This window comes from Uliginosibacterium sangjuense, from assembly GCF_059132465.1.
Window position 1 is genome coordinate 1,427,081 of sequence record NZ_CP101132.1, and the last position, 14,091, is coordinate 1,441,171.

At 68.4% G+C, this 14,091-nt stretch carries 11 protein-coding genes; all 11 read right to left on the reverse strand.

Going from position 1 to position 14,091, the window contains the following annotated elements:
• Positions 1–247: 247 nt before the first annotated feature.
• The gene (locus NMB43_RS06505) at positions 248–2,521 is read right to left on the reverse strand and encodes a putative baseplate assembly protein (protein ID WP_494351339.1); all 2,274 of its coding nucleotides are present in this window, start codon (positions 2,519–2,521) and stop codon (positions 248–250) included.
• A gap of 304 nt (positions 2,522–2,825) precedes the next feature.
• A complete protein-coding gene (locus NMB43_RS06510) occupies positions 2,826–3,230 on the reverse strand; it encodes a GPW/gp25 family protein (protein WP_494351340.1) in 405 nt (134 codons plus the stop codon).
• Entirely contained in the window at positions 3,227–5,035 is a 1,809-nt protein-coding gene (locus tag NMB43_RS06515; protein ID WP_494351341.1) for a hypothetical protein, read from the reverse strand. The genes NMB43_RS06510 and NMB43_RS06515 overlap by 4 nt, the downstream gene beginning before the upstream one ends.
• Before the next feature lie 190 nt (positions 5,036–5,225).
• On the reverse strand, positions 5,226–5,894 hold the full coding sequence (locus NMB43_RS06520) for a phage baseplate assembly protein V (protein ID WP_494351342.1): 669 nt from the start codon (positions 5,892–5,894) through the stop codon (positions 5,226–5,228).
• A gap of 208 nt (positions 5,895–6,102) precedes the next feature.
• Entirely contained in the window at positions 6,103–7,197 is a 1,095-nt protein-coding gene (locus NMB43_RS06525; RefSeq protein WP_494351343.1) for a phage late control D family protein, read from the reverse strand.
• Between the two features lie 153 nt (positions 7,198–7,350).
• The gene (locus tag NMB43_RS06530) at positions 7,351–7,524 is read right to left on the reverse strand and encodes a hypothetical protein (protein ID WP_494351344.1); all 174 of its coding nucleotides are present in this window, start codon (positions 7,522–7,524) and stop codon (positions 7,351–7,353) included.
• Between the two features lie 19 nt (positions 7,525–7,543).
• Positions 7,544–8,791, reverse strand: coding sequence for a CIS tube protein (locus NMB43_RS06535; RefSeq protein WP_494351345.1), 1,248 nt, complete (start codon positions 8,789–8,791; stop codon positions 7,544–7,546).
• A gap of 142 nt (positions 8,792–8,933) precedes the next feature.
• Positions 8,934–9,509 carry a phage tail protein gene (locus tag NMB43_RS06540; protein WP_494351346.1) on the reverse strand — a complete coding sequence of 192 codons (576 nt, stop codon included), beginning with the start codon at positions 9,507–9,509 and terminating at the stop codon, positions 8,934–8,936.
• 9 nt (positions 9,510–9,518) lie between these two features.
• Positions 9,519–11,510 carry a phage tail sheath C-terminal domain-containing protein gene (locus NMB43_RS06545; protein WP_494351347.1) on the reverse strand — a complete coding sequence of 664 codons (1,992 nt, stop codon included), beginning with the start codon at positions 11,508–11,510 and terminating at the stop codon, positions 9,519–9,521.
• A 180-nt stretch (positions 11,511–11,690) separates the two neighbouring features.
• A complete protein-coding gene (locus NMB43_RS06550; RefSeq protein WP_494351348.1) occupies positions 11,691–12,140 on the reverse strand; it encodes a phage tail protein in 450 nt (149 codons plus the stop codon).
• A gap of 16 nt (positions 12,141–12,156) precedes the next feature.
• Entirely contained in the window at positions 12,157–14,019 is a 1,863-nt protein-coding gene (locus tag NMB43_RS06555; RefSeq protein WP_494351349.1) for a phage tail sheath family protein, read from the reverse strand.
• Positions 14,020–14,091: the final 72 nt, after the last annotated feature.

Here is a 14,091-nt window from a genome sequence, read left to right on the forward strand (position 1 = left end):
CGCAGCGATACCCATCACGCGGTGGGTGCAGAGCGGGCGATGGGTATCGGCCTGGTGGCCTCCACCCATCCTACGTGTCGAGTTCCGTCGTTCCTGCGAAGGCAGGAACCCAGTGACTTTGCCTTTGCGCCTGCGGGGGCTGGGTGGCTGGGAAGACGCTGGATTCCTGCCCCCGATCGGGTCGAGGGCAGGCTCTTCGCAGGAATGACGTATGCCTTCGATGGGGAGAAGAATGTGTGCGCCCATGTCAGCACTCCTCCCGGATCACCGGCACCGGAACGGCCGGCTTGGCGGGCGGCGGGACCAGTCCGGCGCCCGGGGCAGGCAGCGGCGTGGCGTCGTCGACCACGGTGATGCCGGCGACCTCGGGCACTTCCCAGTCGTTGAGTGTGAGGATGGCGATGTCATCCCAGCTTTCGCTGCCGTCGGCCTGCGGGGTGGCGTAGTCCAGGCGCAGAGCCTCGATGTATTCCACGCCCTCGACCTGCATCGCCACGCCTTCCAGTTCGCGCGCCATGACGCGGCGCCCCAGCGGCCAGCCGTGACCATCCGGGCCATACGGCGGCAGCGGCGCGAGGTACTGGCGCAGCAGGATGTCCAGCCAGTCGCGCACGGCGTCCAGACCATAGCCTTCGCGCACCTTCACCGACACCGCCAGCGCGAGGCGGCGGTAGGTGGGCGGGATCACGTACAGCTCGGTGGTGACGAGGCGCCAGCGGTCCAGCCAACTGCACACCTGGGTCAGCTCCCAGGCATCCGGCAGCGGGGCGTTGGGGTGCTGCGCGTCGCGCGTGGGCCACACGACCACGCTGACGCAGCCCGGTTTGCGGCTGCGCGAGGGCGCATGGAACAGCGGCATGCATTCGGCGCGGCCCAGCTCCACCGCCGGCGTCTGCAAGGCCAGCTCGGCGAAGTCGTCGCGCGCCACCGCGCGGTGGTTGCGGCGCAGTTCGGTGGGGATGCGCGCGAGCGCCGCATCCAGGCTTTCGGCATCGACACCACCATAGGCCGGCAGCGGATTGGCGCACTTGAGCTCGGCCTGGCCCGGGCGCAGCAGCGGCGCCGGCGGCGTGGGGCCAGCCAGGGTGTCGCCCAGCTTGGCCAGGGCGCCCGCCGGCAGGTTGCCGGCGCTGCCACCGCCCCAGCGATAGCCGAGCACGCGGATGCGTTCGCCCAACTGCGGGAAGCGTTCGCCGAAAGCCACGGTGGCGGCCTCGGCATCGACCGTGAAGTGGCGGTCTTCGGGGCCGGAGGCATCGAGGTCGTCGACGCGCGACCAGTCGGTCCACACGCCGGATTCCTCCACCTGCAACTTCACCGGATGCCGCACGTCGAGCAGCACAGGGGCATAGGCGAGCTGGTAGACCTGACCTGGCTGACCGGTGCCGGTGCCCAGCAGTTCGGGCGTGGCGGCTACGGCCTGCTCGACCGCGACCGTGTTGAGGCTGATGAGCTGTACCGGGCCGATGCGGCTGCCGTCGCCGCGCCATACGCGCAGCCAGAACCACAGGCGCTCGCTCTGCTCGTCATCCAGTTCGGGCGGGAATTCGCCGGTGCCGCCCAGATCGGCCGGCGCCTGCGGCACGCCCAGCCCGGCGAGGTCGGCGGGCAGTTCGAGGCGCACCACGCCTTCCTGCGTGAAGCCGGCGGTGCTGTCACCCGCCACGCGCACCGGCGTGTAATCGACGCTGCCATCCTTCTTCAGCGCGGCGAGCGAGGCCTGCCAGATCAGCGAAGGGCCGTCGCCGGCCGCGCATACCGGCGCCTGGTCGATATCGGGATACCAGGTGGCCGGCGAGAAACCCAGCGACAGCGAGAGGCTGCGGCCGGCCACGCGCTGCAGGCCCAGCGTGGGATCGGTGATGTCGGCCAGGTCGAAGGGCGCGTCCTTGGACAGCAGCACGCCGATCCAGGCGCAGCCGTCGACGGTGCTGGAGAAGTCCAGCGCCTCGCCGAGGCCGTCGGAGGCGAGGGTCTTCACCTCGTAGGGCGCGATGTGGTCGTCCTGTGCGAGCTGCAAGGCGTCGATGCTGGCCTGCACGGCGACGCGCTTCTCCGGGTCTTCGAGCTTGGCGAGGAAGGCCGCGACCTTGGCGTTGTCGGCCTGGTCCGCCTCGGACAGCAGGGCGACGCGGGCCGCGCTGACGCAGTCCAGCGGCCACACGGTGGCGTCCTGGCCCAGGGTGTAGCGCGTCTTGCCGGCCTTGACCTGGTCGCCCGCGTAAAGGCTCACGCCAGCGGCGGATTTGCTCTCGAAGCGCACCAGGGCCTGCGCCGGGCGTGCCGGGTACAGCGGGATACCCAGCAGCCGGAGGAAGGCGATCTGCGTCGCTTCCGGAATCTGGTTGAAGCGGAATTGCAGGCCCTCGCCGAGGTAGGCAAAGAGCTGCAGCAGCGTGATGCCGGGGTCGGAATCAAGATGGTCGGTCCACGCCGGGTTGTAGACCGGGATGCGGTTGCGCAGCTCGGCGAAGAGATCTTCGAAGCTGCGGTCGTCGAGGATGGGGGCGATCAAGGGCATGGCGTGGCTCCCGTGTTGTCGCCGTCATTCCTGCGAGGGCAGGAATCCAGTGTCTTTCGATGAAGCGGGCTCGGGCGGTCGAAGAGGCAAAGCCGCTGGGTCCCTGCCTTCGCAGGGACGACGGTGCATGGCATGGTGCGTCGTGAGCGGACTCCGGCATTCCTGCGCAGGCAGGAATCCAGTGTCTTTCGAGCGGGCACGTGAAGGCTGTGGGCGAAGCAAAGCCACTGGAGCCCTGCATGTTCAGGGACGACGGCAGCTTGGCTGATCGGAGGGCGTGCCGCGAGGCGTGTATGGGAAAGCATCACGTCTGCTCCAGGTAGAAGGGGTAGACCAGGATGTCCTGCCGACCGTCCAGGACATGGGCATAGTGGATTTCGATCAGCACCATGGCGCGGTCGTCGGTGGGATTCACGGCGACATCCACCAGCTTGATGCGCGGCTCCCAGCGTGAGAGCGTGTTCTCGATCTCATGGCGGATGCCGGCACGCGTGGCCGGGTTGTTGGGGGCCATCAGGTAGCGGCGCAGGCCGCAACCGAAATCGGGCCGCATCACGCGTTCGCCGGGTTCGGTGTCGAGCAGCGTGAAGATGGCCTGGCGTACCTTCTCCGGCCCTGAGACCAGCGGCAGGCGGCCGCGTTCGTCCGGGGCGATGGGCTGGCCCAGGCCCTGGCCCAGGCGTTCGTAGCGATTCAAGATGGCGCTCATGCGGGCACTCCCTTGGCCGGCCACACCGGCGTGACCGGGTCTTCATAGACGAGCGGCGTGCCCACCGGCGGCGGGGGCGGCAGCTTGCCGCTGGCATCGGCCTTGAGATCGGCGTTGTCCTGCAGCGATTGGTCCAGCGGACCCAGTGCGTTGTTGGAGAAACCGTCCAGCGTGGGGTCGTCCTGCAGACCGGTGTCCTGTTTGATGCGCGTGTCCATGCTGTTGCCGAGCAAGGTGTTGAGCTGGCTGGCGAGCTGGTCGACGCCGCTGACTTCCACCGCGAAATCGGCGTCCAGGTCAATGCCGGGCGGCGTGGCGGCCAGTGCGGCATCCACGTCGGCCGCGAACTTGATCTCGGGCGGGATGCAGAAGCGGAACACCAGCAGGAACCACAGGTTGAAGATGAAGACGACGATGGGCAGGAACAGGCTCAGCACGAACAGCGCGATGATCGTGATCAGCGGAATCGAGAAGCTGCAGATCGCCTCGCCACCCATGTTGCCGCCGTCGGCGGCCATGCCGCTGACCTTGGGCGACATGTGCTGCGGCTGCACGAAGCGGATCGGCGACAGCTTGCCGCGTGGCCGCGCGGCCGCCTGGGCGGCCAGTTCGCGCAGGTCCGGCATCTTGATCGTGATGGGGCGGTTGGCCGAACCCAGCACGTCGAAGGGGGCGGCGACGCGGAAGGCCTCGGAGGCCAGGCTCCAGGCCAGCGGGCCGCAGCAGTCGGGCTTCTTGCCGACGCGGCCGGGGCTGTCCTGGTGCTGGCGCACGAAGCAGCGCAGCTCGTAGGTGGTCCTGTCGTCGAAGCGGGCAATGCCGTTGGCATCGTGCTCGATGCCGCCGGTGGGTACCGTGCCGTAGTACATGGTGCGGCCGGCGGCGTCGTGCGCCGTCTCGCGCGGGTCGGGGATCAGCGGGAACAAGGGGTAGATGGTCTCGCCGCTGTCGGCCACGTCGGCGATCTGCTCCGTGGCGCTGAGCGTCTTCCAGGTGCCGTAGGTCTTGCTGGGGCGGCCGTTATGCAGGGTCGGGAACCAGCCTTGCACCTCCACCGTGATGCCATGCGTCTGGTACCAGGCATCCAGTGCGGCGCGCTTGCTGGCCAGTTCGGCGCTGCGCAGGCTCATTAAGGCACCCCAGTCGGCCACGCCGGCCTGGGTGGCGAGTGCCTGCTGGCGCGCGCGGGTGGCTGTCTTCAGGGCGGCGCTGGCACTGGGCTCGTCGAGCGTGGCGGCCAGTTGCAGCAGCTCCAGCATGCTGGCTTCGGCGCTGCGCACCGGTGCCGTCTGTGCCTCGATCATGGCCGGCGTGATGCCGCCAGGCACGATGCTGTTGCGCCGTCTCAGCACGAAGCCGGCCTGGCACACCTTCTGCCGCGCCACGCGCGGGAAGCCCGGTTCCTCGCAATGCAGTTCGCAGGTAACGAGGTAGTGACGGTCGTGCGCCGGCAGGTACAGCTTACGCAGCGAACTGGGTGCCAGGCGCGCGCGCAGGCCGCCTGCCTGGTCGGGTTCGCCCTTGGCGTTCAGCGGCAGAAAGCTCGCCAGCTTGCCCGGCAGCGAGGAGCCGGCGCTGACGAGGTCGTAGTTGTTGACCACGTCGATGACTGGATCGAACTTCAGCGAGTGCTGCGGTCGTTCGAGGAAGTCGGCGATGAAGTTGTCGCCGGCGAACTTCTGGAGAACCGGACGAGACAGGCGACCATCCTCCGGATGACCGGGGCGCGGCCAGCGATACCAGGGACCTACCAGTTTCCAGGCGGGCGTGGGGTAGGTGGGGCGGCGGGCGACGGTGGCTACCATGGTGTCACCCCGCGCCGGCTATCCCTGGCGCTTCCAAACCCCGTCATTCCTGCGAAGAGCCTGCCCTCGACCCGATCGGGGGCAGGAATCCAGCGTCTTTCGACGAAGTGGGCGGGGTCGAACGAAAGAGCAAAGCCACTGGGTCCCTGCCTGCGCAGGGACGACGCCACGAGGAGGTGTGTGCGGCGCGTCACCATACGTTCCCCGCACCCGGTGTGTAGCTCGGCGAGACCACGCCGGTGGAGGCGATCAGCGTCGTGCATTGCACGATGCCGTCGCAATTGACCGTCGGCGCGTGGATGTTGACCGCCGAGGCGTTGACCTCGACCGTCGCGTTGGCGGTGATCGTGACCTGGCCGGCGATGTTGATGTTGATCTTGCAGCCGTTGCTGTGCTCGATGGTGATGTCCTGCGCGCCATCGTCCATGACGATCTTGTGGCCGCTCTGCATCGACACGGTGACCTTGGCCGCCCCCTCGGTGTCGTCGAACTCCAGCTTGCTGCCCGCGCGCGTCTTCCACAGGCGCTTGTTGTTGGGTGCCTGCGCGGCTTCGGGCAGGGGGCGCTTGCCGTTCCAGCACGCGCCCACGATGTAGGGGCGGCTCGGATCGCCAGCCTCGAAGCCCACCACGACCTGCGAGTCGACCTCGGGCAGGATCTCGATGCCCTGGTCGTCGTCGGCATAGGGTGTGAGCAGCGTGGCCCAGGCGGTGACCGATTCGCCGGCCGCGCCGAAGGAGGGGAACTTCACCTTGATGCGGCCCTTGCCGTCGGGGTCGACGAGCTCGGCCACCACGGCCGGGTAGAGGCCGAACCAGCGGGGGCCGTCGCCATCGCGCGGGAAGCGGGGGTCGCTCATGTGCCGACCTCCCGCGTCATGAAGCACGAAGGGGTTGAACGCTCCCCTCGCCCGCTTGCGGGAGAGGGGTTGGGGGAGAGGGAGATCGATGGCACTGGAGCAGCGGCCGTTTCACCCTCTCCCGGTCCTGCGGGCCACCCTCTCCCGTTCCCGGGAGAGGGGAATAGTCCGGAGCCATGCCTGCGCTGGGGAGAAATGCGCCGCGACATCATTGCCCACCCCCGATCCAAGCCCGCTCCGCCTCGAAGTGCGTGCGGTAACCATTCGTGAGGTCGAACTGGTGGCGTACGCGCGTCACGTAGTAGCCGTCGCCCTCGAACATCGGGCTCACGCGTTCCAGGCGCAGCAGGCTGCCGACCTTGATCTCGGTGTTGCCATTGGTCACGCCGCTGGCGGTGACGAAACGGCGCGCACGGCTCAGCAGCGCGGCGCGGGCCAGGGCGGTGGCTTCGGCGTCCTTGAGAGGCACCTCGCGCACGCGGTAGCTGGTGCGTTCGGCAAAGGCGCGTTCCAGCACCTGGATGCCATGGGTATGGCCTTGTGCCTCGGCGGCCACGGCATCGCTGCCGGCTTCCTCGTCGATGGCGTCCTGTTCGGCGTCGTCGAAACCGCCCGCGATCACCTTGCTGCGCTGGTGCGCGAGGTCGGCCGACAGGCGCACCTCCATCAGCGAGCTGCCCTGGATCAGCGTCACCGTGTTGCCGTTGCGCGCATCGCGCGTGGCCATGTGGAGCTGGCTGCCCTCCACCCACACCTCGGCCGCGAGGCGGCGTGCGCGTTCGCGCAGGAAGGCCAGATCGCTCATGTTCCACTGCTGCACCAGCGGCCAGGTCGGGCCGCTGACATCGGCCACGGCCGACAGACCGTGCTGCGCGGCGATCTGTTGCAGCAGATCGGACTCGCTGACGTTCTCGTAGCTTTTGAAGCGGCGCGTCATGCGCAGGTCCATGAGCTTGTCTTCGGCCAGGCAACTGACCTCGGGCGTGCGGCCCTGGTCCATCAGCAGTTCCAGTGCGCTGAGCTTGCCGCTGAATATCTCGGTGCGCGCATCGGTGGGGCCCATCGAGACCTTGAGCTCCTTGCCGAAATCCAGCACCTGGCCGTCCAACCAGTTGAGCTGCTCGTCGCGCTCGCCCTCGCGCGGGCCGATGGCGATGAAGCTCGCGGCCAGGCGCTTCATGCCATTGATGTCCTCGTCGATCTGCAGCCACGCGAGGTCGCGCTGCAGCTCGGCGCGCGCCTGCCCGTCGATCCTGATCTCGGGGACGGTGGCGGCCTGGAGGGGCGTGGGAATCAGTGGCATACCCTGGCCTCACGAAAGCGCGTGTGGCGGGGCCTGCGGCAACCCCCCCATCCCCCCCTTGTCAGGGGGGGCAAGAGCTTGCGCCCTCCCCTGACAAGGGGAGGGTTGGGGAGGGGTTCAGGCGCATCCAGGAGAGACCTGGTCTGGTAGAGATCAGTCATCGAAACCCCAGGCGGCGGTGCGCGCCTCGCGACGCATCTGCTCACGCGCCAGTTGCTGCCAGCGCTGCATGGCCTGCATCGCGTCTTCCTCGCGGCCGCCCTCGGCCTGCGCGGCGTTGCCTTCCACTTCGATCTGCGCGTCCACTTCGTTGATGGTCACGGGCATGGCGTACTCCTCGAATCCTTCATTTGACGGGGCGGCTCTTGCGGCCACGGCAACCGCACCCGACGCGTGGCGTGCTGCGGGCCGTGCTGCGCGCGGTGGCGGTGGTGGTCGGGCGGGCGCTGGCCGTTGGCGGTGTGGCCGGGCGGGCGATCCAGGCGGCCTGCGTCGGATCGCGGCGCGTGGCGCCGCCCTGGCTGCCGAAGCGCGGACGCAGTGGCACGCCAGCGCCCCAGGGGCGGGTGTCGGTATCGGCGGTATCGGCGGCGGCAATGCCGAAGGCATGCAGGCTGGTAGTGGCGCCTTGCTGGTGGGCTGAGCCCTTCACGTTGGCGATGGCACCGCCCACGCCGCCCTGGGCGACCACGGCCTGGCCCTTGCGCACCGGGTCAGTAGCCTGAACGCGCCCGTTGCGCGCGGCATCGTTGCTGCCGGCCCCGCTGGTTGTGGCCTGGCCGGCGTTGACCAGGGGCAGGCTGGCGGCGGTCTTGCCGGGGTCCTGGCTGGTGTTGGCACTGGCCGTGCCCTTGCTGGCCGAGGCCGGCAGCGGCACTTCCTGGCCCAGCGAGAGCTTGAGCGGGTTGCCCAGCCCATCGGCCAGCGCACGCCAGGCACCAGGATCGAGCCCGGCACGTTGGGCGAGTTGCGCCAGACTTTCGCCGGGCATGGCCTGCATGATGCGATCCGGTGCCGCGTTGCTGCCGCGCGTACCCGGGGTGCCGGGGGGCAGGCTGGTGCTGGGCGCACCACTGCTGGCGCCGGCCGCGCTGCCCGGGGGCTGCGGGTTGGGTGCCGGGGTGTAGGTCCAGCGCGGGTCCTGCCCCTTGATGGTGACGGCGACCTTGGCGCGCAGCGGCACGCCCTTGGCATCGAACAGATCGAGGTCGATGTTGGCGCTCTCCATCGTGCCTTGGACGAGGAAGCTGCCCCATTTGAAGATCACGCGTGGCGGCGCCTCTTCACCGGCACGGTTGCCCTTGGGGCGCACGAAGCGCTCCACCATCTTGGTCTTCTCCAGCACGCTCACGCCCTGCTCGGCGCTGCCTTCGTCGGCGGTATCGAACACCAGGTCGAAGCTGACCTGCATGTCGCCGGTGCCGGGGCGCTGGCGGGCCTGGGCGCCAGCCTGCTGGCCACCCGCGGTGCGGTTGGAAATCTGCACCCGCAGCGTGGTCGGGTTGAACTGCACATCGACGAGCGTGTTGGGCACTTCCGTCGGGTTGTCGCCGGAGGTGATCTCGCCGAGTTGGGCCTTGGTGAGTGCCGTCATGTCAGGCGCTCCCTGGTGAAGGACCGGTGTTGTGTGTAGGGTGGGTTCGGAGCGTAGCGACAACCCACCGTGGCGTTTTGCCGTGCATCGTGGTGGGTTGCTGCGCGAACCCACCCTACGTATCCGCTCAGGATGGGGCTGTTCATGTCAGCCGCTCCTCAGCCGGCAGCAGGCGCAGGCCTTCGTGCGCGATGCTCAGTTCCTCAATGGCGACTTCGCCTGTCTTCGCATTCAGTTCGGGGCCGCGGATCTTGGAGGGCAGGCCACGGTCGAACATCCAGCTCGCGCGCACCTCGCCGTCAGCACTCATCACGTAGATGATGCCGTCATGGCGCGGCACGGGCCGCTCGCCATTGAGGATGCGTTGCATCCAGTGCCACAGCTCGGTGTTGACGCGGCCTTCGCCCTGCGGCTGGTAGAACATGCCGCGCTTGAGCACGATGGGCTGGTACTTGCCGCGCCCCACACGGCGCACGGTGCCGTTGTTGCGGCCGCCTTCCAGGTATTCCTGCACGTCCATCTCGATCTCCAGGCCACTGCATTCCTGGAAGGCGCCGCGCCATTCGTCCGCGCTGCGGCCACCCAGCATCGTGTCGCCGCTCGGTGGCGTGTAGCCGCTGCCGGCGCCGGGGGGCTGCTGGCTGCCCGCGATGATGTTGGGCGAGCGGATCAGCTTCACCTCGAAGCGGAAGGCGGGGAGGATCAGGGTGTCAGCCATGTCGAGGCTCTAGTTTTCCAAGGTGAGCGTGCCGTCGCCGTCGCGGCGCAGACGCACGAGGATGAATTCGAGCGGTTCGGCCGGCGCGACGCCGATCTCCACCAGCAACTCCCCACGGTCCAGGCGTGCCCGCTCGGTGTTCATGCGCACGAAGAAGGACTCGGCCTCGCTGCGCCCGGCGAAGGCGCCGACGCGGAACAGCCCGCGCAGCAGGCTCTCGATGGCATGTCGCAGATCGCGCCACAGCGCCGGGCCATTTGGCTCGAACACGGCCCACTGCGTGTCGACGAGCAGGGTCCGGCGCAGCATCAGCATCAGGCGGCGCACCGAGAGCTGACGCCAGTCCGACTCGCGCGACAGGGTGCGTGCGGCGACCAGCGCGATGCCATCGGGCTGGCGCACGAAGCAGTTGATGTTCTGCGGATGCAGGGTGTCGGCGCGCCCGCTGGGCTGGGTTTCGGCGAAGTGGATGATCTCGCGCGCGATCTCGTTGGCCGGACCGTACTGGATGCCGCGCTCGAACTCGCGTCGCGCGACGATGCCGGCTGCGACGGCGGACGGGGGCAACTGGCGCCGCACCTGGCCGCTCGCGTCGTTGTTGCGGCGCGTGGGTACCAGCCAGGGGTGATAGGCCGCGACATAGCTGCTGTCGAAGGCGGCGCGCCATTGCTCGATGCGGCCTTGCGACAGGCCCGGCGGTACGTCGATCAGCGCGATGTGGTTCTGCGTGCTGTCGCAGAACTCGACCACGCGCTGCTGCAGGGCGGTGATGTCGGCCAGGCCGGACGCGGTGCGCGGGTCGAGGATCAGGCCGGTGAGTGCATTCGGCGCCACGCTGGCGGCCTTGGCGGCGGGCACGATGTCCACGCAGGCGGCGAATTCGGCACCCGCGCCGCCGCTGGCGGGAATCTCCACTTCCTCCTCGCCGGCCCATTGCGCGGGCAGGTAGAGGTCCGGCAGCAGCACCTGCGTGACGCTGCCGCATTGCGCCAGTGCGCACAGGCCGTCGCCAGGGGTCTCGTCGGCAGGCGTCCATGCCGCGTCAAAGAAGTCGTCGCCCAAGATGTCGGCCCAGGCGTCGTCGCCTCCGCTGAAAGCATCGCTGCTGGCGCGCAGGAATTCCACCTGGGTATCGGCCGGCAGCAGGCGCGTCGCGGCCCAATCCGGATGCGGCCAGATCAGCGAAGAGCGCTCGCACAGCACGTTGGCGAGGCTCTGCGGGTGATCAGGCGCCAGTGCGAGATGCTCGAACTGCTCGCGGCGGCCCAGGCCATCGCTGATTTCGGCACGCAGTTCCACCAGCTCGGCGCGCTCGGGTGCGACGGGGGCGACATCGAATTCGAGTTGCCAGCGCTCGCGTGCCCGTTCGGTGTCGCGTATCCGCCGCATGCCGGTGACCAGGGACAGGCTGCGCAGGCCCATAGCGTCGGTGAAGCGCACCGTGCTGCCCACGATCAAGGGGCTGCTCGTGTCGACCTGCACCGCACCTGCAGCCAGCGTGAAGCCCGCCGTGGTGGTGGTGAAGGCGAGGCTCACGCGCAGCGCATTGCCCCAACTGCCGGGGTTGCGCGCCAGGAAGTCCAGCGTTGCCGTACACAGGCCGGCGACGCTGCCTTGCGCGCAGCCGTCGCCCAGCTTTGCACCGTTACGCTGATGCACGATGCGCACGATCCAGGCCAGTCGACCGCCCTGCTCGAAGTAGCTCGCCACCGCATGTGGCAGCAGGCCCGGCCCTTCGAAGCCGCCGAACAGGTGCTGGTATTCGTCGAAGCTGCGTACCGGCACCGCGACGCTGCGCTTCAGCGGGCGTGCCGCATCGGTGACCATGCGATAGCCAGGCGGCCAGTCGGCATCGACCACGGGCAGCCAGGCCGGCCCACGCGGCGCCACGCCGACGAAAGCGCACACGTCCATGCGCTGCGGATGCAGCGCCGGAGTGGGCACTTCCGGCAGCGCGAACACACCGGGCGCGCCGAGCGGGGTACGGACGGATTGCAGCATGGGTGGCTTTCCCTTGACGCAAGAAGGCAATGACGTGAGACGAGCGCGGTACAGGGCAGACGCGGGCGCTTTGCCGTCATCCCTGCGAAAGCAGGGATCCAGTGTCTTTTGTGCCGCTCAAGTCTCTGGATTCCCGCTCGCTTTCAGCAGGCGCGGGAAAGACGGGGGCCGCGCTATCGCCTACTCGTAGCTCACGCCTTCATGCGTGATGTGCAGCTCTTCCATCGCAACCTCGCCGCCACCCTTGGCCGCCAATGTGGGACCGACCCACTTCTTGGGCTGGGCGTTGACGAGCTTGAAGGCCGCCACCGCATTGCGTGCTTCATCCAGCACCGTGATGGTCACGGTGCGACGGCCGTCGCCACCCTCGCGCACGTCCTTGACCCACTGGAACAGGTCGGTGGAGCCGATCAGGCCGCGCTTGAGCGTCACGTCCTCCTGCTTGAAGGTGTTGGCGATCTTGCGCACCGTGTTCACCACGTCGTTGCCGTTGCGGTACTCGGAGTAGTTGATCTCGGTGCCGAGGCCGGACACGTCGGAGAAGCCCGCGATCACGCTGGTCTCGCTGCCATTGCCGAGCGAGACGAGGAAGTTGAACGCGCCGTAGGGGTTGTTGCGTTGGGTTGCCATCGTCATTCCTCCTCAATCAGGCCTTGGAGTCGGCGGTCCATTGGCCGACGCGGAAGATCACGTATTCGGCCGGGCGGCTCGGGGCGACCCCCACGAGGCAGATCATGCGGCCGTTGTCGAGGTCGTTCTGGGTCATCGTGGTGCGGTCACAGCGCACGAAGAAAGCCTCTTCGGGCTTGGCACCGATCAGCGCGCCGTCACGCCACAGCACGTAGAGGAAGTCCTCCACCATGCTGCGGATGTTGGTCCACAGGCGCTCGTTGTTCGGCTCAAACACCGCCCATTGCGTGGCCTTGTCGATCGAGTGCTCGATGTAGATGAACAGGCGTCGCACGTTCACATACTTCCACTCGGGATCGGAACTCATGGTGCGTGCGCCCCACACGCGGTTGCCGCGCCCTTCGAAGAAGCGCAGGCAGTTCACGCCTTCGGGGTTGAGCACGTCCTGGCGTGCCTTGTTGATGTTGATCTCGAACTTGGTGAGGCCCCGCACGATCTCGTTGGCCGGGGCCTTGTGAACGCCGCGCTCGATATCGTTGCGTGCATAGATGCCGGTGACGAAGCCGGACGGCGGCAGCAGCAGCTTGCGTGGCGGCACGCCCGGCACCGACGGGAACAGCGGGTCGAGGATTTCGATCCAGGGGTGGTAGAGCGCGGCGTACTTGCTGTCGAACTTGCTGCGGAAGTCGCGGATGTCGGACAGCGAGCTGTTGGCTGCGGCATCGACCACGGCGATGCGGTAGCGGTACTTCTCGGCATGCGCGATCAGGTGGTCGGCCGCGACCTGGATCTCCTCCGGCGAGGCCAGCGAGCCGCCGTCCGGCAGGGCCACGATGGCGATGTCTTCCAGTTCGCCGAGTGCCTCCAGGCCGGTGGCGCGCACCGTCACCACGTCGGGGTCGGCCTCGTCGCCACGCAGGGCGTCGGGGCCTGGCAGGTCGCCGTCGCTGCCGCCGGTGAGGCGCTTGGCAGCGGCCTGCAAGCCCACCATCAGCGCGGCCGGGGCGAAGGCATTGCCGCCCGGCGTCCACTCCAGGGCCACCATCGCGTTCTCATCCTCGGGGTCGTCCAGTTCCAGCACCTTGGCGATGTCGCGGCGCTGCAGGGGCGAGGCGCCGAGCTGGTCGTAGCTGTCCACCCGGCCATCCGGGCCGTAGACCGTGACGCGCAGCTCCACCAGACCGATCTGCGAGCCAGCAGGCACGGCAACCGCCAGGCCGGTGCTGTCGATGAAGCTCTGGCGGCCGTCCGCATCCACACTCACCACCCGCAGGTTGGCCGCCTGCAGGGTGGCGTTGCCCACCGGCATGACGGCGGGCAGCGGCGCGGTGATCTCCACCACGGCGCCGGCCTTCACGCTCTTGGCCTGCGGTCCCCAGGTGTGGCGGGCGAGGATGTCGTTGGGGTCGGGCTGATACTCGAAGGCGAGGTTCTTGCCACGGACCGCCTGGGTGTCGACCAGCACGTTGCCATCCGCGCCGGGCCAGCGCGCGAGCCAGCGTGCGTTGCCCAGTGTGGTGACAACCGGCAGCTCGGCGATGTGGTCGCTGATGTCATTGCCGGCGGCGGGAGCAAACACGCGCGACACGTACAGACGGCGCCCACCGTTGTTGAAGAAGGCGCGCGCGGCGTGGGCCAGGTAGGCGGTGCGTTCGCCACTGTCCAGCTCCAGCGCCTGCAAGCTGCCATAGACGCGCTCGAACTCGGTGAAGGAGGTGATCAGGCGCGGCTTGGTGGTGCTGGGGCCGCCCGTGTATTGCACCGGGCCGTAGCGCGTGATGCCGGCAAAGCCGGTGGTGCTGGTCGGCACGCCTTCGATCGACTTGGAGCGGAAGCTGACTTCCTCGACGTAGACGCCTGGTGCGAGATACTCGGGCATGGTGTTCCCCTTTGTTCAACAGCGGCAATGACAGGAGCGCGCCGCGGCCGGGCCGTGGCGCACGTTCTCATG

What these genes read in the sequence shown, in the direction of transcription:
- NMB43_RS06505 (WP_494351339.1), bottom strand. Translation starts at nt 2,521, where the DNA reads ATGCCCTTGATCGCCCCCATCCTCGACGACCGCAGCTTCGAAGATCTC.
- NMB43_RS06510 (WP_494351340.1), bottom strand. Translation starts at nt 3,230, where the DNA reads ATGAGCGCCATCTTGAATCGCTACGAACGCCTGGGCCAGGGCCTGGGC.
- NMB43_RS06515 (WP_494351341.1), bottom strand. Translation starts at nt 5,035, where the DNA reads ATGGTAGCCACCGTCGCCCGCCGCCCCACCTACCCCACGCCCGCCTGG.
- NMB43_RS06520 (WP_494351342.1), bottom strand. Translation starts at nt 5,894, where the DNA reads ATGAGCGACCCCCGCTTCCCGCGCGATGGCGACGGCCCCCGCTGGTTC.
- NMB43_RS06525 (WP_494351343.1), bottom strand. Translation starts at nt 7,197, where the DNA reads ATGCCACTGATTCCCACGCCCCTCCAGGCCGCCACCGTCCCCGAGATC.
- NMB43_RS06530 (WP_494351344.1), bottom strand. Translation starts at nt 7,524, where the DNA reads ATGCCCGTGACCATCAACGAAGTGGACGCGCAGATCGAAGTGGAAGGC.
- NMB43_RS06535 (WP_494351345.1), bottom strand. Translation starts at nt 8,791, where the DNA reads ATGACGGCACTCACCAAGGCCCAACTCGGCGAGATCACCTCCGGCGAC.
- NMB43_RS06540 (WP_494351346.1), bottom strand. Translation starts at nt 9,509, where the DNA reads ATGGCTGACACCCTGATCCTCCCCGCCTTCCGCTTCGAGGTGAAGCTG.
- NMB43_RS06545 (WP_494351347.1), bottom strand. Translation starts at nt 11,510, where the DNA reads ATGCTGCAATCCGTCCGTACCCCGCTCGGCGCGCCCGGTGTGTTCGCG.
- NMB43_RS06550 (WP_494351348.1), bottom strand. Translation starts at nt 12,140, where the DNA reads ATGGCAACCCAACGCAACAACCCCTACGGCGCGTTCAACTTCCTCGTC.
- NMB43_RS06555 (WP_494351349.1), bottom strand. Translation starts at nt 14,019, where the DNA reads ATGCCCGAGTATCTCGCACCAGGCGTCTACGTCGAGGAAGTCAGCTTC.